This is a genomic window from Microbacterium kribbense (genome assembly GCF_039537285.1).
In the GTDB taxonomy this organism is placed as follows: domain Bacteria; phylum Actinomycetota; class Actinomycetes; order Actinomycetales; family Microbacteriaceae; genus Microbacterium; species Microbacterium kribbense.
In genome coordinates this window covers 251144-271833 of record NZ_BAABAF010000007.1, presented here as the reverse complement: position 1 = coordinate 271833, position 20690 = coordinate 251144, and the positions used below count along the sequence as shown (strand labels likewise).

Here is a 20690-nt window from a genome sequence, read left to right as displayed (position 1 = left end):
CGCGTGCCGCGGTCATGTGAAAGAGTGCAGCAGCGAGGTGACGGCCGCGCGCAGCGCGGTCAGGCGGGCCGCGGCATCCGCCACCGAATCACCGCGCACGTCGAGGTAGGCCTTCAGCTTCGGCTCGGTGCCGGAGGGGCGCACCAGCACGCGCGCGTCGCCGGTCAGCCGCAGCCGCAGCACGTCGCCGGGCGGGATGGATTCGAAGCCGTCGCGGTAGTCGTCGACGCCCAGCACCTGCGCCTCGCCCAGTGCGGTGGGGGCCGACGCCCGCAGCGACGCCATGATGCGGGCGATGATCGCGACGTCCTCGACCCGCAGCGCCACCTGGTCGCTGGCGTACGCGCCGAAGGTGGCCGCGAACTCGTCCAGCAGGTCGGCCAGGGTGCGCCCCTCGCCGCGCGCGTCGGAGGCCATCTTCAGCACCGCGACGGCGGCCGAGATGCCGTCCTTGTCGCGCACCTGATCGGGATTGACCAGGTAGCCGATCGCCTCTTCGAAGCCGTACACGATGCCGGGCGCCCGCGAGATCCACTTGAACCCGGTCAGGGTGGCGTGGAAGTCCAGGCCGTAGTGCTCGGCGACCGCCTGCAGCCCGGGGGAGGAGACCAGCGAGCACGCCAGCGACGCACCCGCCGCCGACCCCGCGGCGGCGGCGCGGCGGGCGGCCTGCCAGCCCAGCAGCAGGCCCACCTCGTTGCCGCTCAGGCGCCGCCAGCCGCCGTCGGCGGTCGGATCGGGGATGCCGACGGCCAGCCGGTCGGCATCCGGATCGTTCGCGATCACGAGCTCGGCATCCGCATCCCGCGCCGTCTGGAATGCGAGATCCATCGCGCCGGGCTCTTCGGGATTGGGGAACGACACCGTCGGGAATGCGCCGTCCGGTTCGATCTGCGCGGCCACCAGCGTCGGGCGCGGATACCCGGCCGCGTCCAGGATGCGCGCCGTGGTCTCCCACCCGACGCCGTGCATCGCGGTGTAGGCCCAGCGCAGGCCGGCCGCCGCCGCCGGTGCCGGGCCGGCCGCGGCGGTCGCGGCCACGTAGGCGTCGATCACCGACTCCGGTGCTGTCTCGTAGCCGTGATCGCGCGGCAGCGCGCCCAGGTCCGCTTCGTCGGCGACGTGCTGGATGTGCGCGGCGATCTCGGCATCGGCGGGCGCGACGATCTGCGAGCCGGCGTCGGCGCCACCGAGGTACACCTTGTAGCCATTGTCATCGGGGGGATTGTGCGATGCCGTGACCATCACGCCGGCCGCGGCATCCAGGTGCCGCACGGCGAAGGCGAGCACCGGCGTGGGCAGCAGCCGCGGCAGCAGGATCGCGCGCAGTCCGGCGCCGGCCAGCAGCTCGGCCGAGTCGGTCGCGAAGACCTGCGAGTTGCGCCGCCCGTCGTACCCGATCACGACGGTGGGCGTGGCATCCGGCCCGGCCTTCTCGCGCAGGTATGCCGCGAAGCCGGCCGCGGCCTGCCCCACCAGCACCCGGTTCATCCGCCGGCTGCCGGCGCCCAGCCGGCCGCGCAGCCCGGCGGTGCCGAAGGCGAGCCGGCCGTCGAACCGGTCCTCCAGCTCGGCGGCGGCATCCGCGTCGCCCGCTGCCGCACGATCCAGCAGATCCTGCAGCTCGGCGCGGGTCTGCGGGTCGGGGTCCTGTGCGAGCCACGCTGCGGCACGCGCCGCCGCGGTGCTCACAGTGCCGCCACGACGCGGGCCAGCAGCTGCGAGATGACCGGCTCGGCGGTGCGGCCGGCCTCGAGCACCTCGGCGTGGCTGAGCGGGGACTCCTGGATGCCGGCGGCCAGGTTCGTGATCAGCGAGAAGCCGAGCACCTCCATGCCGGCCTCGCGGGCGGCGATCGCCTCCAGCGCGGTGGACATGCCGACGATGTCGCCGCCGATGATGCCGGCCATGCGCACCTCGGCGGGGGTCTCGTAGTGCGGCCCGCCGAACTGGCAGTACACGCCTTCGGCCAGCGACGGGTCGATCGACCGTGCGGTCGCGCGCAGCCGCCGGGCGTAGAGGTCGGTGAGGTCCACGAAGGTGGCACCCTCCAGCGGCGACGCGGCGGTGAGGTTGATGTGGTCGCTGATCAGCACCGGCTGGCCGGGGGAGTAGCCGCGGTTCACGCCGCCGGCGCCGTTGGTGAGCACCATGACCTTCGCGCCGGTCGCGGCGGCGGTGCGCACCGAGTGCACGACGCGGCGCACGCCGTGGCCTTCGTAGAAGTGCGTGCGCGCACCGATGACCAGCACCCGCGTGCCGGCGGGGGTCAGGATGCTGCGCAGCGTGCCGACGTGGCCTTCGAGCGCCGGCTTGCTGAACCCGGTGACGTCGGTGGCGGGGACGGTGGCGACGGTCTCGCCGACCAGGTCGGCCGCCTTGCCCCAGCCGCTGCCGAGGGTGAGGGCGATGTCGTGCTGCGGCACGCCCGTGGTGCGGGCGATGTCGGCGGCGGCGGTGCGGGCGATCTCGAACGGATCGGCGTTCGGGTCGTCCAGCGGGTTCTCGTGGGTCATGCACCCACTTTAGGGATGCCCCGGCCTGCCGGGCCAGTGCGGCCTGCCGACCTGGGAGTCCGGTGGCGGGCAAGCGGTGTCGGGCCTGGAAGAATGGAGTCCATGTCGCTGAGCTTCGAACGCACCCAGTCCGTCGCCGTCCTCGGCGGTGGCCCCGGTGGATATGAGGCGGCGCTGGCCGCCGCCCAGCTCGGCGCGCAGGTGACCCTCGTCGAGCGGGCCGGCGTGGGTGGCTCGGCCGTCATCACCGACGTGGTCCCCTCCAAGAGCCTGATCGCGACCGCCGATGCCGCCGTCGCGATCGCCCAGGCATCCGATCTGGGGGTCGAGCTGTTCGCCCGCGGGGCCGAGGGCAAGCCGCTCAAGCCCGAGATCGCGATCAACCTGTCCGCCGTCAACCAGCGGCTGCTGGCGCTGGCCCGCAAGCAGTCCGACGACATGCGCGCGACGCTCGTGGAGGCGGGGGTGCGGATCATCTCGGGCCACGGCCGACTCGAGACCAACACCTCGATCGTGGTCTCGACCGGCCCGGGCGGCACCGACTTCGACCGGGTCGAGGCCGACACCCTCGTCGTCTCGGTCGGCGCCGCGCCGCGCGAACTGCCCGATGCCCGCCCCGACGGCACCCGCATCCTGACCTGGACGCAGCTGTACGACATGAAGGCGCTGCCCGAGCACCTGATCGTGGTCGGGTCGGGCGTGACCGGCGCCGAGTTCGCCGGCGCCTACATGAACCTGGGCGCGACGGTGTCGCTGGTCTCCAGCCGCGAGCAGGTGCTGCCCGGTGAGGACAAGGATGCCGCGGCGGTGCTGGAGAAGGTGTTCAAGCGCGGCGGCATGAACCTGCTGTCGCGCTCGCGCGCCGCGCGGGTGGTCAACACCGGCGACGGCGTCGAGGTGACGCTGACCGACGGCCGCGTGGTCACCGGCAGCCACTGCCTGATGGCGGTCGGGTCGATCCCCAACACGACCGGCATCGGGCTCGAGGCTGCCGGCGTGCAGATGGCCGACTCGGGGCACATCCAGGTCAACCGGGTCGCGCGCACGTCGGTGCCCAACATCTATGCGGCCGGCGACTGCACGACCTTCGTGCCGCTGGCCTCGGTGGCCTCGATGCAGGGCCGCACCGCGGTCTTCCACGCCCTGGGCGACGTGGTGATCCCGCTGGAGCAGCGCCGGATCGCCTCGAACATCTTCACCGCCCCCGAGATCGCCACGGTCGGCTGGCAGGAGGCCGACATCGAGGCCGGGCTCATCAACGGCGTCGCTCACAAGCTGCCGCTGACGGCGAACCCGCGCGCGAAGATGATCGGCATCAAGGACGGCTTCGTCAAGATCATCGCGCACTCCGGCAGCGGCACCGTGATCGGCGGCGTGATCGTGGCGCCGAAGGCGTCGGAGCTGATCTATCCGGTCGCCGTCGCGGTGGAGCGGCGGCTGACCGTCGACCAGCTCTCCCGGGTGTTCGCGGTGTACCCGTCGCTGTCGGGCAGCATCACCGACGCCACCCGCGCCATGCACCAGAGCTACGTCGGCGGCTGAGCCGCCGCTCAGGAGATCTGCAGCAGCTGGTGGCCCGCGGCCACGGTCGCGCCGGCGGTGGCGTTGATGCCGCCGATGACGCCGTCCTTGTGCGCCCGGATCGGCTGCTCCATCTTCATCGCCTCCAGCACGACGACCAGGTCGCCCTTGACGACCTCCTGGCCGTCTTCGACGGCGATCTTGACCACGGTCGCCTGCATCGGCGACGTCACCGCGTCGCCGGAGACGCCGGCGGTGGTGGTCGAGTGCGACCGGCGCGAGGGCGGTGCCAACGCCGGCCGGCCGGCGCCCAGCGGTGCGGCGGTGATCCGATCGGGCAGGCTCACCTCGAGGCGCTTGCCGCTGACCTCGACGACGACGGTGTGCCGCGACTGCGCCGGCTCCGGCTCGCCCAGCTCGCCGTCCCACGGGGCGATGTCTCCGTCGAACTCGGTCTCGATCCACCGGGTGTAGACGCCGAAGACCCCGTCGGCGGCGACGAACGCGGGGTCGCGCACGACCATCCGGTGAAACGGCAGCACGGTGGGCAGGCCGCCGACCTCGAACTCGTCCAGCGCGCGTCGGGCCCGCGCCAGCGCCTCGGCGCGGTCGCGCCCGGTGACGATGATCTTGGCCAGCAGCGAGTCGAAGGCGCCGCCTACGACATCCCCGGCCGTCACGCCCGAATCCAGCCGGATGCCGGGGCCGCCGAACGTCTTGAACACCCGGATCGGCCCGGGCTGGGGCAGGAAGCCGCGCCCCGGGTCCTCACCATTGATGCGGAACTCGATCGCGTGCCCGATCGGCTCGGGGTCGTCGTAGTCGAGCGTGCCGCCCTCGGCGATGCGGAACTGCTCGCGCACCAGGTCGATGCCGGTGACCTGCTCCGAGACCGGGTGCTCGACCTGCAGGCGGGTGTTGACCTCGAGGAAGGAGACCGTGCCGTCGGCGCCGATCAGGAACTCGCAGGTGCCCGCGCCGACATAGCCGACGTGCTGCAGGATGGCCTTGGACGAGGCGTACAGCACGTCGCGCTGCGCATCGGTCAGAAACGGCGCCGGGGCCTCTTCGACGAGCTTCTGGTTGCGGCGCTGCAGCGAGCAGTCGCGCGTGGAGATCACCACGACCTTGCCGTCGGCGTCGGCCAGGCACTGCGTCTCGACGTGCCGTGGCCGGTCCAGGTACTTCTCGACGAAGCACTCGCCGCGGCCGAAGGCCGCGACCGCCTCGCGGGTGGCCGACTCGAACATCTCGGCGATGGTGTCCATCTCGCGGGCGACCTTCAGGCCGCGGCCGCCGCCGCCGTACGCCGCCTTGATCGCGACCGGCAGGCCGAACTGCTCGGCGAACGCAATGACCTCGTCGGCGCCCGAGACGGTGCCCTGGGTGCCCGGGGCCAGCGGCGCGCCGACCAGCTCGGCCACGTGGCGGGCGATGACCTTGTCGCCGAGCGCCTCGATCGCCTCGGGCGACGGGCCGATCCAGACCAGGCCTGCGCCGATCACGGCGCGGGCGAACTCGGCGTTCTCGGCCAGGAACCCGTAGCCGGGGTGCACGGCGTCTGCGCCGGAGCGCCGCGCGATCGAGAGGATCTTCTCGATCGACAGATAGGTCTCGGTGCTCGTGGCGCCGTCGAGGGCGTACGCCTCATCGGCGAGCTTGGCGTGCATCGCGTCGCGGTCCTGGTCGGCGTAGACGGCGACCGAGGCTTTGCCACTGTCGCGCGCAGCGCGAATGACACGGACGGCGATCTCGCCGCGGTTCGCGATGAGCACCTTGGCGATTTCAGGCATGAAAGTCAGCCTATCCACCCGATCCGGGCTGGAATTGACTGCCTCGCACAAGAAAATTCCGAAAAGGTGTGGCGGAATCTACGAGGACGTCCAGGTATCCGTCCAGCGCACGCCGACCTCGCGCACCAGCCGGCGCAGCGTCGACAGCGACATCCCGACCACCGTGGACGGGTCGCCGTCGACCCGGTCGATGAACGGGCCGCCGAGGCTGTCGACGGTGAACGCACCGGCCACCAGCAGCGGCTCACCGGTGCCGACGTAGGCGTCGATCTCCTCGTCGGTGATGTCGCCGGCGAAGGTGACGGCCGCCTCGGCGCTCGCGTGGGCCTCCACCGGCGCGCGGCCGGGCACCAGCCGGAACACGCTGTGCCCGGAGTGCAGGATGCCGGTGCGGCCGCGCATCTCGTGCCAGCGTGCCGTGGCCACCTCCGGCGTGTAGGGCTTGCCGAGGATCTGGCCCGCGAGCACGAACATAGAGTCGCCGCCGATGACCAGCCCGTCGAAGTCGGGATCGTCGGCGACCAGGCGCGCCGTGACATCCGCCGCCTTGCGCCGGGCCAGCAGCAGCACGTATTCGGACGGCGTCAGCAGCCGGCCCTCGGCGGCTTCGACCGCGGCGATCACGCCCTCTTCGTCGACGTCGGGTGCGAGCGTCACCGGGTCGATGCCCGCCTGCCGCAGCAGCATCAGGCGGGCGGGGGAGGTCGAAGCCAGACACACGCGCATGCGGTCAACCGTACCGGCGCGGCACGCCCGCGATGCGCCCGTTGCTGAGGTGCGCGCCGGTTTTGGCGGGGACTTGGGCACTCGCGCGCCCGTTTCGTGCAGTCGCGCGCGCAAAAGACGTGCGCGGATGTCAGAAACGACAGCGCACGCGTTCCGGGAGCGGGTGCGAGGAGGACGCGGCAGGCCCGTCGGGCGCACCGCGCGGGGCGCCCACGGCTCGGTATGGGATGCTCGGATGATGCAACCGGGCGACCTGATCGATCTCGACATCACCTCCGTCGCCCACGGCGGCGTCTTCGTCGGACGGCACGAGGGACGCGTCGTGTTCGTGCCCGATGCCATCCCCGGCGAGCGCATGCGCGTGCGGCTGAGCCAGACCGGCGACAAGTCGTTCTGGCGCGGCGAAGCCGTCGAGGTGCTGGATGCGTCGCCGCACCGCCGCCGGCACGTGTGGCGTGCCGCCGACATCGACACCCCGCCCGAGCTGCGGCCCGGCGGCGCCGATTTCGGGCACATCGATCTGGACCACCAGCGCACGCTCAAGCTCGAGGTGCTCGGCGACGCGCTCACCCGGATGGGCGGCCTCGATCTGCCGGTGCAGATGCGCACGGCCGGCGATGACGACGGCCTGCGCTGGCGCACCCGGGTCAGCCTGCATGTGGACGACCAGGGGCGGATCGGCCCCTATGCCGCCCGCAGTCACCGCGTCATCGAGGTCGATGAGCTGCCGCTGGCCACTGCCGCGATCGAGCGGGTCGCCGTCGACGTGCACGCCGAGGCCGCCGGACGCATCGATCTGGTGCAGCCGGCCGACGGCCGGGTGCGCATCGTGCCGCGTCCCACCCAGCATCCGGCCCGCGACCGCCGCCGCAGGCAGGGCGCGCGTCCTGCGCCGTCCGCCGCGTCCCACCGCAGCGCTGCGGCGCGCGAGGTGATCGTCGAGCGGGTGGGGGATCGCCGCTTCCAGGTGGATGCCGGGGGCTTCTGGCAGGTGCACCACCAGGCGGCCGCGACCCTCACCGATCTGGTCACCGACGCCATCCGGGCGACCGGGCCGCTCCAGACGGATGCCCTGCACCTGGACCTCTACGGCGGGGTCGGCCTGTTCGCCGCCGCTCTGGGCGCGCTCGGGGGGCCGGGCACCCGTATGATCAGCGTCGAGTCCGACGCCCGGGCCACCGAGCACGCCGGCGAGAACCTCGCCGAGTGGGTGGGTGCCCGCGCCGAGGCCGGGCGCGTCGACCGCTGGCTGCCGCAACTGCGGCAGACCGCCTCGGAGCGTGATCTGGACCGGCTGCGCGCCGGCGTGGTGATCCTCGACCCGCCGCGCTCGGGCGCCGGCGCCGAGGTCGTCGACGCAGTCGCCGCACTGCAGCCGGCGGCCGTCGTCTACGTGGCGTGCGATCCGGTGGCGCTGGCGCGCGACCTGAAGACCTTCCGCACCGCCGGGTACGAGGCATCCGCCGTGACCGCGGTCGACCTGTTCCCGCACTCGCATCACGTCGAAGCCGTCGCATCCCTCACTCGGCGCACGCTAGCCTGAAGTCATGACTCATGTGGCTCTGATCGACGACCACGAGTCCGTGCGGCTCGGCCTCGAGGCCGCCTGCGCCCGCGCCGACGCGATGGATGTCGTGTTCTCGGGCAGTTCCGTGACGGCGTACCTGGACTGGCGCGCGCTGAGCCACTCGGCTCCGGCCGATGTCGTCGTGCTCGACCTGACGCTGGGCGACGGCACCACCGTCACCGAGAACGTGCGCCGGGTGGCGGCGGCCGGCTCCAGCGTCATCATCCACAGCGTCGCCGACCGGCCCGCCGCCGTCCGCGAGGCGCTCGCCGCAGGGGCGGCGGGCATCATCAGCAAGGCGTCGCCCATCGACGAGGTGATCGCCGCCGTGGCCGCCGTCGCGCAGGGCGAGCCGTTGAACAATGTGGAATGGGCCAGCGCGGTCGACGGCGACCGGGCCTTCGCCGATGCCCAGCTGTCGGCTCGGGAGCGCGACGTGCTGCGCCTGTACGCGGCGGGACTGCCGCTGAAGATCGTGGCGGACCGGCTGGGCGTGGCGTACTCCACGGCCAAGGAGAACATCAACCGCGTGCGGGTCAAGTACGTCGACGTCGGCCGGCCCGCCCCCACGAAGGTGGATCTGCTGCGTCGCGCCGTCGAAGACGGCATCCTCACTCCCATCGAGGACGCCGGTGACAGCTGACCCCGACCGGGCCACGCTCGACGCCGCTTGGGGCACGATCCCGCAGTCGCATCAGACCGGCACCGAGTTGGGCTCCTTCACCCGCATCCGGGTGGAGCGCATCATCGGCCTGGCCATCGCCGTGGGCTGCGTGGCCCTGGGGGGACAGGGCTTCGTCGCCGCCCTGGATGCCACCGCCGTGCTCCCCGGCTGGTATCCGGCGCTTCTGCTGGTCGTCTTCATCCCCCTGGTGCTGATGATCATCGCGTGCGTCCTCGGGCGCGGCCGCCGGGTGCTCGGTGCGCTGTTCGTGCTCGCGTTCACGGTCAGCGTCCTGCTCTGGCCGATCGCCGCGGCCGGCCTGTCCACCACTCCGGACGCCGAGCCGTGGCCGTTCTACCTGCTCAACGTCGCGACGGTGGCCGCCGTCCTGTCCATTCCGCTGTCGTGGCAGATCGCGTCGGCGATCGTGATCCCGGTGCTGTGGGGCGTCGTCCGGTTCATCCAGTGCGGTCTCGACCCGGCGTTCGTGATGCCGGTGCTGCTGGATGTCGCGTTCGCGCTGATCCTCGGCGGCATCCTGGTCACGCTCGGCTGGATGTTCCGCTCGGTGGCGACCAACGTGGACACCGCGCGTGCGCAGGCCGTGTCGTCCTACGCGGCCGCCGCGGCCGCCGCGGCCGGCGAGCAGGAGCGGGTCGCCGTGGGTGCGTTGATGCACGACAGCGTGCTGGCGGCGCTGATCGCGGTCGAACGCGCCGAGAGCGAGCGGGCGCGCACGCTCGCGGTCGGGATGTCGCGTGAGGCGCTCACCCGGCTGGCCAACACCGACAGCGACGCCGAGATGGGCTCGGAGGCACCGGTGGACGTGGAATCTGTCGCCCGTGCGATCGAGGCCTCCGCCGCCGAGCAGGGCTACGCGCTCCGGGTGCAGCGGGTGCGGGCGTCGACCACCGGCGTCGCGATCCCGGGGGTCGTCGCACGTGCGTTGGCGCTGGCGGCCGCCCAGGCCGTCGCCAACGCGATCGCTCATGCCGATGCCGCCGGGCTGGAGGTCAGCATGGTCTCATCCGGCCCGCCCGCAGACATCGGGGTGCGCGTGCGCGACAGCGGCCCCGGGTTCGACATCCATGCCGTGCCGGATGACCGGCTCGGCATCAGCGCATCGATCATGACGCGCGTGGCCGCGGTCGGCGGGCGCGCGCACATCGACTCCGACGCGCGCGGCACGGTCGTGACACTCGAATGGGGTGAGGCCGGGTGAGGGGCAGCGTGCGCAGCATCCTGACCGGCCTGGCCGCTCTGTTCGCCCTGTTCCTGGCGCTGCGCGGCCTGGTGTGGGTGGGCGGTGCGGTCGACCAGCCGATTGCCTACCTGCTGATGACGGTGCTGTACCTGGGCACCGTGGGGCTCTGCCTGCTCGTGACCAGCGGCGCCCTGCCCGAGGCCGGGCCGGACGCAGATGAAGACGTCGGCGAGATGCTCACCACCGCCCAGCACGGCCCGGCCCGGCTGCCGCAGTGGGTCCTGGGGATCGCACTGGCGATGGCACTGTCGATGCCGAACGTCATCGCGCTCTCGGTCGCGCCGGCCTCGCGCACCGCCCCGTTCGGCACCTGGTATGTGGGTGCGATCGGCCTGCTGATGACCATCGTGATGGTGCGCCGACGCCCCTGGACGGCGTGGATCGGCGTCCTGCTCCTGGCGCTGTCGACGATGCTGTGGATCGGCGTGCTGCCGGCGCTCTCGCTGGGTCTGATCGGCTCGGCGGTGTGGGTGCTGGCAGCGCAGCTGCTGGTGATGGGGATGGACCGCGCCGCACGTGACACGTCGCGGCTCGCGCAGTTGCAGCGCACCGCGTCGGCATGGCGGGCCGCGCAGCGCGGCCGGCAGCGCGAGCGGCGCGTTCAGGTGCAGCGGGCGTTGGCGGTGGCCGGCCCCATCCTCTCCCGCGCGATCGAGCGCTCCGGCGAACTGAGCGAGCAGGAGCGGGTCGAGGCCCGTATCGCCGAAGGACAGCTGCGCGACGAGCTGCGTGGTGGACGGCTGCTCGATGACGGCGTGCGGGCGGAGCTGGATGCGGCGCGGCGGCGCGGCGCGACGGTGATCGTCCTCGACGAGGGCGGGCTCGACGACTTGGATGAGGCACAGCTGGGCGCGATCCGCGCGCTGGTGGCCGGGGCCGTGCACGATGCGCACTCGGATCGGCTGTTCATCCGGGCATCCACCCACCCGCAGATCGCAGTGACCGTGGTGGGCCGCTCGGCCCGCGGCGGGGCCCTGTCCGATGAGGACACGGTCGACCTGTGGCGGGAGATCGCCCGGCCGTGACGGGGCTCGAGAGCCCGGCGGTGACGGGGGCGAAAGAGAAGGTGAGGGGCGGCGAAGCCGCCCGCCCCTCACCGGTGTGGACTGTTACCCGAAAACAGCCCACGTGGCCGAACCTGCGCTCATCTACCCTGGATGAGCCGGCCGGCCGAACGCAAGAAGCGTTCCAGCACTTCAAGTATGCGGGGGGCGTGACGACGCGTCTGTAGGTATTTTGGGGGACATGGTCGGTCGAGGCCTGCGACGCCGCGGATCAGCCGCCGAAACGGCCCCAGCCCAGGTCGCGGCGCAGGGGCGCGCGCAGGTTCCGAGCTGAGAGCGACCAGCCGCTGCGGGTGGGCTCATCGGACGCGGTCGCCGTGGCCTGCTCCTGCGCGTAGGCCTCGCTGACGACGGCCAGCACTGCGGCGAGCTCCGCATCGGTCGGATTGCCGCGCACGACATCCACGTGCAGCAGCGACGGATCCGCCGCCGAATCGTCCCCCCGGCTCATAGCGGGATGTTACCGTGCTTCTTCGGCGGCAGCGTGGCGCGCTTGCCGCGCAGCGCCCGCAGCGACTTCGCGATGAACACGCGGGTCTGCGCTGGTTCGATGATGCTGTCCAGCTCGCCGCGCTCCGCGGCCAGGAACGGGGATGCCACGTTGTAGGTGTATTCGTTGGCCAGCCGGGTGCGCACCGCCGCGACATCCTCGCCCGCCTCCGCCGCGCGCTTGAGTTCGCCGCGGTAGAGGATGTTGACCGCGCCCTGCCCGCCCATCACGGCGATCTCGGCGGTCGGCCAGGCGACGTTCACATCGGCGCCGAGCTGCTTGGAGCCCATCACGATGTAGGCGCCGCCGTAGGCCTTGCGCAGGATGACGGTCACCAGCGGCACCGTCGCCTCGGCGTACGCGTAGAGCAGCTTCGCGCCGCGGCGGATGACACCGGTCCACTCCTGGTCGGTGCCGGGCAGGTAGCCGGGCACGTCCACGAGTGTGACGATCGGCACGCTGAAGGCGTCGCAGAACCGCACGAAGCGGCTGGCCTTCTCACCGGCGTCGATGTTCAAGGTGCCGGCCATCGCGTTCGGCTGGTTCGCGATGATCCCGACGGTGCGGCCTTCGACCCGGCCGAAGCCGACCACGATGTTCGGGGCGAACAGCGGCTGGACCTCGATGAACTCGGCACTGTCGACGATGTGCTCGATCACGACGTGGATGTCGTAGGGCTGGTTCGGCGAGTCCGGGATGATCGTGTTCAGCACGCGATCGGCATCCGTGGTCTCCCACTCGAAGTCGCTCTCATAGACGGGCAGCTCGGCCATGTTGTTGTCGGGCAGGAAGCTCAGCACGGTGCGGACGTAGTCGATCGCGTCTTCCTCGTCGTCGGCGAGGTAATGTGCGACTCCGGAACGGGTGTTGTGCGTGTAGGCGCCGCCGAGCTCTTCCATGCCGACGTCTTCGCCGGTGACGGTCTTGATCACGTCGGGTCCGGTGACGAACATCTGACTGGTCTTGTCGACCATGACGACCAGGTCGGTCAGGGCGGGAGAGTAGACCGCGCCGCCGGCGGCGGGGCCCATGATGATCGAGATCTGCGGGATCACGCCCGAGGCCGCCGTGTTCAGGCGGAAGATCTCGCCGTACTTGCCGAGCGCGACCACGCCCTCCTGGATGCGCGCACCGCCGGAGTCGAGGATGCCGACGATCGGCATGCCGCTGCGCAGCGCCAGCTCCATGACCTTGATGATCTTGTCACCGGCTACCTCGCCCAGCGACCCGCCGAACGTGGAGAAATCCTGTGCGTACACCGCGACGGTGCGGCCGTGGATCGTGCCGACGCCGGTGGCGACCGAGTCGCCGTAGGGGCGGGAGCGGTCCATGCCGAACGCGGTGGTGCGGTGTCGCACGTACTCGTCGATCTCGGTGAACGAGCCGGTGTCGACGAGCATATCGATGCGCTCGCGCGCCGTCAGCTTGCCCTTGGCGTGTTGTTTGGTCTGCGCCGTGGCCTCGGCGTCGACGACCGCCTCCTGGTATCGGGCGCGCAGGTCGGCGATCTTGCCGGCGGTCGTATAGAGGTCGGGTTCGCTCACGCATTCCACCCTAACGATGCGTGTGCCGCAACCGTGCAAGACAGTCCACAACGGGTTGCCGATTCCGCTGTCGGTGTTCGCCACCGGCCTCCGGTTGGCGGCCGAGGCATCCCCCTATCGCCGGCCGAGGCATCCGTCGTCGCCAGCGGGCGGCAGAAGGAGATTCCGGCCACAGAAGGAGATTTCCCGCACAGTCTCTCCTTCCCTCGCGCGAATCTCCTTCCTTCGCCGGTGCGCTTACGCCCGGTGCAGCCCCTGCGCCATCGCCGCCGTGACATGTGCCTCGACCTTCGCCCAGTCGTGCATGATCTCCACGTAGTCGAAGCGCAGCACGGTGTAGCCGAGCAGTCGCAGGGCGCGGTCGTGGGCGATGTCCGTCCGCCGCTGGCTGGAGCTGCTGTGGTAGGTGTATCCGTCGAGCTGGATGACCAGTCGCTCGCCGATGAGCCCGTCGACAGGGTGCCCGCTGAGCCGCACCTGCTGTCGCACCTGGATGCCGATTCGCCGCATCCTCGACACGAAGCGGGTCTCGAGCCCGGAGTCGGCATCGGCGCATGCGCACTCGAGCAGCCGGTGCGCCTGCGGTCCGCGCCAAGTCACCTTGAGAAGATGCTCGATCGTCGCCTTGCCGGCGTTGAGTGCCGACTCCCACATCGCGAGCGCGTCTTCGAACGGCAGGCACCGGGCGGCGGCCGCGAGGACGTTCTCGAGCGGATCGACGAGGGAGCGCTTGTCAGGGGCGATGACACCCGTCGACCAGTGGCTGACCGTGCCTTTCGCGCCGGCCTTGGCGTGCGGCGACAGTGCGAGGTGGCCGGCGGTGTCGTGATCCGGGCGCCAGATGCCGAGGGCATCGGCCGCGCTGCGGCAGGTGAGGCGTACGCCGGTGCGCGCGGCCAGGATGACCATCGAGGAGGCTGCCGGTGACACGATCCAGGCGCGACGGATGACGAGGAGCTTCTCGCGCCGGACCGACCTACGGATGGCATCCTCGCTCCACCCGCGATCGGTCAGATCGGCGCGATGGATGTACTTGAGCTTGTCGAGCTCGTCCTCGATGCGCATGGCATTCACGATCCCCGGTCGAGTCCCGCCATGGGATCGGATGGCTTCGATTGTGGACAACTCGGGTGGACCCGCCTGAACACGGCAGTTGGGGAGGGGTCGGCACCCTGACCGCTCCGTCATCCTCCCGCATCCCCGCCCGCGAGCGACAGAAGGAGATTCCGGCCGCGGAAGGAGAATTCGAGTCGGTTCGGTCCTTCCCTCGCCGGAATCTCCTTCTGCGGCCGGATGGGAGGGCGCGGCTGGTGGCCGGCGATGAGCTGATGATCCGGTGCGCGTTCGAGACGCGCGACGACCTGGTGAGCCGGTATCCGGGCACGTTCGGCATTCCGCCGCGGTACGCGGCGCACCAGAAGGTGCAGGCGATGCTGTCAGGCGACGAGGACGCGATCGGCTCGGCGCTCACGCAGGCGTGGGAGCTGCAGCGCGCCGGCGGCACCGGCGGCTACCGGTGAGATCGCCATAGGGTGATCCCATGGCTCAGGCATATCCGCGGACGGCGGCGATCAGTCCGCGCGTCGAGGTCGTGGCATCCACCGGATCGACGAACGCGGATGCCGTGGCCCGGGCATCCGCCGACCCGTCGGCGTGGCCGCACCTGAGTCTGCTGCTCACCCACGACCAGCGTGCGGGCCGGGGCCGGCTCGATCGCTCGTGGACCGCGCCGCCCGGCACCTCGCTGGCGGTGTCGGTCGTGGTGCGCATCGGCAGCATCCCGCCGGCATCACGCGGCTGGATCCCGCTCGTGGCCGGGGCGGCAATGACCCGCGCCGTGTCTGCGCAGCTGCACGGGTCGCACTCGGTCGGCCTGAAGTGGCCGAACGACGTGCTCGTGGACGGTGGCAAGATCTGCGGCATCCTCGCCGAGATGGTGCCGGGGGAGGATGCCGTGGTCATCGGCTCGGGCATCAACACGAGCATGAGTCGGGCCGACCTGCCGGTCGCCACCGCCACCTCGTTCGCGGCGCTCGGACGCGTGGCCGACGACGACCGCCTGCTCGCCGACTATCTCGTCGCGCTCGACGAGCAGCTCGCCGCCCTCGCGCACGGCCGAGCGGCCGAGGCCGGTGTGCGCAGCGAGGTCGAGGCGCTGTGCACGACGCTCGGCCAACGCGTGCAGGTGTCACTGCCGGACGGCTCGCAGCTGGTCGGCCACGCACAGCGGCTCGATGATGGCGGCCGGTTGGTCGTCGAGGTGGGCGGTCGCGAGATCGCCGTCTCGGCCGGCGATGTCGTGCACGTGCGGGGCTCGGGCGCGGACTGAGCGGAGTTCCTGCGTTCCGACTGTACTTTTTCGCGTCCTGAACTTCCGGCTCATGCACTGGTGAACTTCCGGCTCATGCAGTTCTGAACCTCGCGCTCACGCACCGCCGGGCAGGGGATGGTCGGCGACATCCGGGGGTGCCGAGCGCGCCATCGCCGCGATGTCTCCGCAGCCGACCACAATAGAGGCATGAGCCAGCCGACGAGCATCGGGGGCAGGCCGCTCACGCCGGCACCCGGCATGCCGACACCGGAGTTGCGCATCGCGCGGTTCCGGCCGCATGCGCGCCGCCTGTTCTGGTCGGCGCTGGTCCTCATCGCCGTCGCCGGCGCGACCGGCTACCTGTGGCACAACCTCCCCGCCCCGTTCGAGGACTGGATGCTGCTGACCGCCGCCGGCATCGTCGTCTTCCTGCTCGTGCTGATGCCGTTCCTGACCTGGTGGTCGCACATCTTCACCCTGACCACCCGCCGCATCATGGTGCGCCGCGGGGTGTTCCGGGTGCGGCGCGCCCAGCTCTCGCACGTGCGCGGCTACACGGTGCAGCTGCGCCGCGGCCTGTTCGGCCGGCTCTGGCAGGTCGGCACCCTCACCCTCTCGGACGGTGTCGACGCGCCGCTGAAGCTGCGCAACGTCCCCGACGCCGAACTGGTGCACGAGGCGCTGGTCGACCAGGTCGAGGTGAATCAGATCCTCGCCCACCGCGACGCCACCTCGATCCCGCTGGTCGGCGACGCCGGCTGACACCCCCGCTGCTGACGCCGCGCCCCTCGGCGGGGCCCGCCGTGCCGGTGCGCGAGAATGGAGCGGACGGAAGGAACGGGATGACCCTGCGAGTCGGAGTTGTGGGTGGCGGCCAGCTGGCGCGGATGATGATCGCCCCGGCCGTCGAGCTGGGCATCGAGCTGCGCGTCCTCGCCGAGACCGGGGGGATGTCGGCGACGCTGGCGGCGACATCCGTCGGCGACTATCACGATGCCGAGACCGTGCTCGCGTTCGCGCGCGAGGTCGACGTCGTCACCTTCGACCATGAGCACGTGCCTCAGCCGGTGCTGCGCGCGCTGGTGGACGCCGGCGTCGCGGTGCATCCCGGCCCCGACGCGCTGCAGTACGCGCAGGACAAGCTGCTGATGCGCGCCCGCCTGACTGAGCTGGGCATGCCGCAGCCGGACTGGGCCGCGGTGTCGGATGCCGCGGGCCTGCAGGACTTCCTCGACACCCACGGCGGCCGTGCCGTCGTCAAGACGCCCCGCGGCGGATACGACGGCAAGGGAGTGCGCGTGGTGGGTGCCGCGACCGAGGCCGAGGACTGGTTCGCCGCGCTCGCCGAAGACGCGCACGGCGGCCAGCTTCTGGTCGAAGAGCTCGTCGAGTTCCGCCGCGAACTGTCCCAGCAGGTGGCACGGCGCCCCTCCGGCGACGTCATCGCCTATCCGGTCGTCGAGACCATCCAGCGCGATGGTGTCTGCGCAGAGGTGATCGCCCCCGCACCGCAGCTGAGCACGCGACTGGCCGAGGTGGCCGCGATGGTCGGCACCACGATCGCGAACGGCCTGGCGGTGACCGGGATGCTGGCGGTCGAGCTGTTCGAGACCACCGACGAGCGGGTGCTCGTCAACGAGCTCGCGATGCGCCCGCACAATTCCGGGCACTGGTCGCAGGACGGCGCCGTCACCGACCAGTTCGAGCAGCACTTGCGCGCCGTGCTCGACCTGCCGCTGGGCGACCCGTCGCCACGGCAGCCGTACACGGTCATGGTGAACATCCTCGGCGGCCCCGCCGCCGGCGACATCGACGAGCGGTTCGGCGCCGTCATGGCGGAGCATCCCGCCGTCAAGATCCACACCTACGGCAAGGCACCGCGCCCCGGGCGCAAGGTCGGGCACGTGAACGCCGTCGGCGACGATCTCGACGACGCCGTCTACGACGCCCGCGCGGCCGCCGCCTTCTTCGCCGACTGACGCCGGGCCGTCCCCGCGGCGGTCAGCGCACCCGGAACCGGACCCGACGATCGCCGGGTGGGGCCGCGCCGTTGCGGGGTTCTTCCAGCCTCGCGCCCTAGCCTTGACGGGTGACCGAGCCGCTGCATTCCTCCGCATCCCCGCTGGTCGGCGTCGTCATGGGTTCCGACTCGGACTGGCGCGTCATGAGCGACGCGTCGCAGGCGCTGACCGATTTCGGCATTGCGCACGAGGTCGAGGTCGTCTCGGCCCATCGCACCCCCGACAAGCTGATCGCCTACGGGCGCGGCGCGCGCGCACGGGGGCTGAAGGTCATCATCGCCGGCGCCGGCGGGGCAGCCCACCTGCCGGGCATGCTGGCCTCGGTCACGGTGCTGCCGGTGATCGGCGTCCCGGTGCCGCTGGCCACCCTCGACGGGATGGACTCGCTGCTGAGCATCGTGCAGATGCCCGCCGGCATCCCGGTCGCGACCGTCTCGATCGGCGGTGCGCGCAACGCCGGACTGCTGGCAGCCCGCATCCTCGGCACGGCCGACGCGGCCATCGCCGAGCGGGTCGAGGCGTATGCGGCCGACCTGGCGGGTCAGGTCGAGCAGAAGAACCGGCGGCTGAAGGACTCGCTGTGACCGCTGTCGCACATCTGGCCGGCGGTCACGTCGTCCAGGAGCAGCCGATCCGTTATCCGGACGCGGGCTCGGTGCAGGTGATGACCCGCCGCGGCTGGTGGCTGGTCGTGCTGAACTTCCTCATCCCGGGCTCGGCGCAGGCGCTGGCCGGCAGCCGCCGGCTCGGCCGGGTCGGGCTGGGCGCCACGATCGTGATGTGGGTGCTGCTGATCGTGGCCGCCGTGCTGGCGCTGGCCGCACCGGGCACGCTGGCCTCGATTGTGACCGGCTCCGTCCCGCTGCCGTGGGGCGGGCGGGTCTTCATCGTCTCGCTGCTGATCGAGGTGCTGCTGGTCGGCTACCTGCTGCTGTGGATCGTGCTCACCGTCGACACGCTGCGCCTGGTGCGACTGGTGAAGGCGGGGCCAGTGGCACGGATGGGCATCGCGCTGCTGTCCGTCGTGCTGCTGGTGGTCGCCGGCGTCACCACGGGCGCTGCGGTGAGCAAGACGGATGCCGCGCGCAACGCCCTGGGCAGCATCTTCGCCGCCTCGGGTGCGAGTGTGCCGCCGTCCGACGGGTATTACAACATCCTGCTGCTGGGCGCCGACAGCGGCAAGGGCCGGGATTCGATGCGGTTCGACTCCATCTCGGTCGTGTCGGTGAACGCCGACACCGGACGCGTGGTCATCACCGGCATCCCGCGCGATATCGAGGGCTTCCCGTTCCCGAAGGACAGCCCGATGCACGCGCTGTACCCCGGCCTGCACACGGGGCACTCCAGCCCCACCTGCGGCTGGACCGCGGCGATCAACCAGCTCAACACCGAGCTGGATGTGTGCCGCGACGGCAGCCGGATCTATCCGGATGCCCTGTCCCAGGGGTCGACGCCGGGGGTGGAGGCGACCAAGGACGCCGCGGAAGGGCTGCTGGGCGTGAAGATCCCGTACTACGCGTTCATCGACATGGCCGGGTTCGCAGCCCTCGTGGACGCGCTCGGCGGCGTTCAGATCACGGTGACCGAGCGCCTGCCCGAAGGCGGTGGGCCGCGGTACGAGGGCGAACCGGTCGACAAGTGGGCCACCGGCTGGATCGAGACGGGCCCGCAGCGCATGGACGGCACGACCGCCCAGTGGTACGCGCGCAGCCGCAAGACCACCAGCGACTGGGACCGCATGAAGCGGCAGCGTCAGCTGCAGGAGGCGATCCTTAAGCAGTTCACCCCGGCGACCGTGCTGAGTCGGTTCGAAGACATCGCGAGAGCGGGGGAGCACCTGGTCAAGACCGACGTCCCGTCGTCGATGCTCGGATACTTCACCGACCTGGCGATCAAGGCGAAGGGTCACAAGGTCACTACGCTGGAGTTGACGCCGGCCGAGAACGTGAATCAGACCGCGCCCGATCTCGGCTACGTGCATGACCTCGTGGAGAAGGCCCTGCATCCGCCGACACCGAGCGCGTCGCCGAAGGGGTGAGCAGCGTGAGCGTGCTGTTGCGGGTCGTCCTCGACCAGCTCGTGACCGAGACCGACCCCGACCTGGCGATGGCTTCGCGTGAGCTGGCCGCCGCTCTGGTGCGGTCCGCCCCGACGGGCTGCGACGTGGGCGCGATCATCCCCGCCGGATCCGACGAGTTCGACGTGCCGGGTCTGGCCGAGGTACGGCGGATGGGCATGGGGCGGCGGGAACTGGCCGCGGCCTGGCAGCTGGGCGTGACCGCCGGCACCGGTGGCGGGCTGATCCACTCGCCGACGCTGCTCGCGCCGCTCGTGCGCCACGACCGTGCCAACGACCATGACCAGACCGTCGTCACGCTGTGGGACCTGCGCCCGTGGGAGCATCCGGAGGAGTTCAGCCGTCCTGCCCAGGCCTGGTTCAAGGCGATGCTCAAGCGCGCGCGCAAGCATGCCGATGCCGTGGTCGTGCCCACGCATGCGATGGCGCAGCGGCTCGCCGACTTCGTCGAACTGGGCGGGCGGGTGCGCGTCATCTCGGGCGCCCCGCCGGCGGGGCTGGCCGTGCCGGGGGATGCCGTGGGGCGCCGCCGCACGCTCGCGCTGCCCGAAGCGGCCGTCGTACTGGTGGGGGATGCCGCGCCCTCCTCCGCGCTGGCGACGGGGTTCGCGGCGCTGGCCGCCGCCGGCACCGACCTGCCGATCGTGGTGATCGACGCCGGGGACGGGCAGGAGCCGGGCATCGCCGATCTGGCCGAGGCCGCCGGCATCGCGGCCGACCGCGTGCACGTGCGCGCCGAGCTGGACGCGGCCGACCGTGCCTCGGTCCTGGACGCCGCGGTGCTCGTGCTCGCGCCCAGCCGGCGCGCCGGGTTCCCCTGGCGGGTGCTCGAGGCGCTCGCTCTGGGCGTCCCGGTGATCGCAGCGGCCTCGGCGGACCACCGCGAAGTCGTGCTGGACGGCGGCCGCGTCGTCGGTGCCGACGGCGATGATAGCGAGGATGTCACGGCCCTGGGCGATGCGGTCGCCGAGGCGCTGACGTCCCCCGCCCAGCTCGAGCGTCTCGGTGTGCTGGCGGGCGACCGTGGCCGGGCGTTCTCCTGGCGCGCCGCCGCCGAGCGGGTGTGGCAGCTGCACGCCGATCTGTGACGGTCCGGGCCGGCGCAGCGAGGCGACATGGCACCGGGTGAGCG

19 protein-coding genes are annotated in these 20690 nt (G+C 71.6%); 12 read left to right on the top strand and 7 right to left on the bottom strand.

Annotated elements, in window-relative coordinates:
• Positions 1-12 precede the first annotated feature (12 nt).
• The gene (locus ABD705_RS10680) at positions 13-1692 is read right to left on the bottom strand and encodes a phospho-sugar mutase (protein ID WP_344783362.1); all 1680 of its coding nucleotides are present in this window, start codon (positions 1690-1692) and stop codon (positions 13-15) included.
• On the bottom strand, positions 1689-2516 hold the full coding sequence (locus ABD705_RS10675; protein WP_344783360.1) for a purine-nucleoside phosphorylase: 828 nt from the start codon (positions 2514-2516) through the stop codon (positions 1689-1691). The genes ABD705_RS10680 and ABD705_RS10675 overlap by 4 nt, the downstream gene beginning before the upstream one ends.
• A gap of 93 nt (positions 2517-2609) precedes the next feature.
• On the opposite strand from ABD705_RS10675, the gene ABD705_RS10670 reads away from it, so the two are divergent.
• Positions 2610-4058 carry an NAD(P)H-quinone dehydrogenase gene (locus ABD705_RS10670; protein ID WP_344783358.1) on the top strand — a complete coding sequence of 483 codons (1449 nt, stop codon included), beginning with the start codon at positions 2610-2612 and terminating at the stop codon, positions 4056-4058.
• 8 nt (positions 4059-4066) lie between these two features.
• Here the strand turns inward: ABD705_RS10670 and ABD705_RS10665 are convergent, their stop codons facing one another.
• Positions 4067-5830 (bottom strand): acetyl/propionyl/methylcrotonyl-CoA carboxylase subunit alpha, encoded by a 1764-nt coding sequence (locus ABD705_RS10665; RefSeq protein WP_344783356.1) that lies wholly within the window; start codon positions 5828-5830, stop codon positions 4067-4069.
• Positions 5831-5908: 78 nt separating this feature from the next.
• Entirely contained in the window at positions 5909-6556 is a 648-nt protein-coding gene (locus ABD705_RS10660) for a Maf family protein (protein WP_344783354.1), read from the bottom strand.
• Between the two features lie 238 nt (positions 6557-6794).
• Between ABD705_RS10660 and ABD705_RS10655 the strand changes: the two genes are divergently transcribed.
• From ABD705_RS10655 to ABD705_RS10640, 4 genes are read left to right on the top strand one after another with little or no spacing between them, the layout of a single operon-like run.
• On the top strand, positions 6795-8099 hold the full coding sequence (locus ABD705_RS10655) for a class I SAM-dependent RNA methyltransferase (RefSeq protein WP_344783536.1): 1305 nt from the start codon (positions 6795-6797) through the stop codon (positions 8097-8099).
• Positions 8100-8103: 4 nt separating this feature from the next.
• Positions 8104-8766, top strand: coding sequence for a response regulator transcription factor (locus ABD705_RS10650; RefSeq protein ID WP_344783352.1), 663 nt, complete (start codon positions 8104-8106; stop codon positions 8764-8766).
• Entirely contained in the window at positions 8756-10009 is a 1254-nt protein-coding gene (locus ABD705_RS10645; protein ID WP_344783350.1) for an ATP-binding protein, read from the top strand. Before ABD705_RS10650 ends, ABD705_RS10645 begins: the two co-directional genes overlap by 11 nt.
• A gap of 8 nt (positions 10010-10017) precedes the next feature.
• Positions 10018-11076: a hypothetical protein gene (locus tag ABD705_RS10640; RefSeq protein WP_344783348.1), complete on the top strand. Its 1059-nt coding sequence runs from the start codon at positions 10018-10020 to the stop codon at positions 11074-11076.
• A 250-nt stretch (positions 11077-11326) separates the two neighbouring features.
• Here the strand turns inward: ABD705_RS10640 and ABD705_RS10635 are convergent, their stop codons facing one another.
• The 3 genes from ABD705_RS10635 to ABD705_RS10625 all read right to left on the bottom strand — a co-directional run bounded on the left by ABD705_RS10635 (position 11327) and on the right by ABD705_RS10625 (position 14214).
• Positions 11327-11566 (bottom strand): acyl-CoA carboxylase subunit epsilon, encoded by a 240-nt coding sequence (locus ABD705_RS10635; RefSeq protein WP_344783346.1) that lies wholly within the window; start codon positions 11564-11566, stop codon positions 11327-11329.
• On the bottom strand, positions 11563-13149 hold the full coding sequence (locus tag ABD705_RS10630; protein WP_425562071.1) for an acyl-CoA carboxylase subunit beta: 1587 nt from the start codon (positions 13147-13149) through the stop codon (positions 11563-11565). The genes ABD705_RS10635 and ABD705_RS10630 overlap by 4 nt, the downstream gene beginning before the upstream one ends.
• A 237-nt stretch (positions 13150-13386) precedes the next feature.
• A complete protein-coding gene (locus ABD705_RS10625) occupies positions 13387-14214 on the bottom strand; it encodes an endonuclease domain-containing protein (RefSeq protein ID WP_344783342.1) in 828 nt (275 codons plus the stop codon).
• A 245-nt stretch (positions 14215-14459) separates the two neighbouring features.
• On the opposite strand from ABD705_RS10625, the gene ABD705_RS10620 reads away from it, so the two are divergent.
• The 7 genes from ABD705_RS10620 (at position 14460) to ABD705_RS10590 (ending at position 20646) form a co-directional block, all read left to right on the top strand.
• Positions 14460-14669: a hypothetical protein gene (locus ABD705_RS10620; protein ID WP_344783340.1), complete on the top strand. Its 210-nt coding sequence runs from the start codon at positions 14460-14462 to the stop codon at positions 14667-14669.
• A 20-nt stretch (positions 14670-14689) separates the two neighbouring features.
• A complete protein-coding gene (locus ABD705_RS10615; RefSeq protein ID WP_344783338.1) occupies positions 14690-15478 on the top strand; it encodes a biotin--[acetyl-CoA-carboxylase] ligase in 789 nt (262 codons plus the stop codon).
• Positions 15479-15667: 189 nt separating this feature from the next.
• Positions 15668-16222, top strand: coding sequence for a PH domain-containing protein (locus ABD705_RS10610; protein WP_344783336.1), 555 nt, complete (start codon positions 15668-15670; stop codon positions 16220-16222).
• Positions 16223-16302: 80 nt separating this feature from the next.
• Positions 16303-17439 carry a 5-(carboxyamino)imidazole ribonucleotide synthase gene (locus ABD705_RS10605; RefSeq protein WP_344783334.1) on the top strand — a complete coding sequence of 379 codons (1137 nt, stop codon included), beginning with the start codon at positions 16303-16305 and terminating at the stop codon, positions 17437-17439.
• Between the two features lie 158 nt (positions 17440-17597).
• Positions 17598-18065: a 5-(carboxyamino)imidazole ribonucleotide mutase gene (purE, locus tag ABD705_RS10600; protein ID WP_344783534.1), complete on the top strand. Its 468-nt coding sequence runs from the start codon at positions 17598-17600 to the stop codon at positions 18063-18065.
• Positions 18062-19519: an LCP family protein gene (locus tag ABD705_RS10595; RefSeq protein WP_425562070.1), complete on the top strand. Its 1458-nt coding sequence runs from the start codon at positions 18062-18064 to the stop codon at positions 19517-19519. Before purE ends, ABD705_RS10595 begins: the two co-directional genes overlap by 4 nt.
• A gap of 5 nt (positions 19520-19524) precedes the next feature.
• Positions 19525-20646: a glycosyltransferase gene (locus ABD705_RS10590; protein WP_344783332.1), complete on the top strand. Its 1122-nt coding sequence runs from the start codon at positions 19525-19527 to the stop codon at positions 20644-20646.
• The last annotated feature ends 44 nt before the right edge of the window (positions 20647-20690 follow it).

Excerpts from the sequence above, each read along its gene's own strand:
- ABD705_RS10675 (WP_344783360.1), bottom strand. The coding sequence starts at position 2,516 with ATGACCCACGAGAACCCGCTGGACGACCCGAACGCCGATCCGTTCGAG.
- ABD705_RS10670 (WP_344783358.1), top strand. The coding sequence starts at position 2,610 with ATGGAGTCCATGTCGCTGAGCTTCGAACGCACCCAGTCCGTCGCCGTC.
- ABD705_RS10665 (WP_344783356.1), bottom strand. The coding sequence starts at position 5,830 with ATGCCTGAAATCGCCAAGGTGCTCATCGCGAACCGCGGCGAGATCGCC.
- ABD705_RS10660 (WP_344783354.1), bottom strand. The coding sequence starts at position 6,556 with ATGCGCGTGTGTCTGGCTTCGACCTCCCCCGCCCGCCTGATGCTGCTG.
- ABD705_RS10655 (WP_344783536.1), top strand. The coding sequence starts at position 6,795 with ATGCAACCGGGCGACCTGATCGATCTCGACATCACCTCCGTCGCCCAC.
- ABD705_RS10650 (WP_344783352.1), top strand. The coding sequence starts at position 8,104 with ATGACTCATGTGGCTCTGATCGACGACCACGAGTCCGTGCGGCTCGGC.
- ABD705_RS10635 (WP_344783346.1), bottom strand. The coding sequence starts at position 11,566 with ATGAGCCGGGGGGACGATTCGGCGGCGGATCCGTCGCTGCTGCACGTG.
- ABD705_RS10625 (WP_344783342.1), bottom strand. The coding sequence starts at position 14,214 with ATGCGCATCGAGGACGAGCTCGACAAGCTCAAGTACATCCATCGCGCC.
- ABD705_RS10615 (WP_344783338.1), top strand. The coding sequence starts at position 14,690 with ATGGCTCAGGCATATCCGCGGACGGCGGCGATCAGTCCGCGCGTCGAG.
- ABD705_RS10610 (WP_344783336.1), top strand. The coding sequence starts at position 15,668 with ATGAGCCAGCCGACGAGCATCGGGGGCAGGCCGCTCACGCCGGCACCC.
- ABD705_RS10605 (WP_344783334.1), top strand. The coding sequence starts at position 16,303 with ATGACCCTGCGAGTCGGAGTTGTGGGTGGCGGCCAGCTGGCGCGGATG.
- purE (WP_344783534.1), top strand. The coding sequence starts at position 17,598 with ATGGGTTCCGACTCGGACTGGCGCGTCATGAGCGACGCGTCGCAGGCG.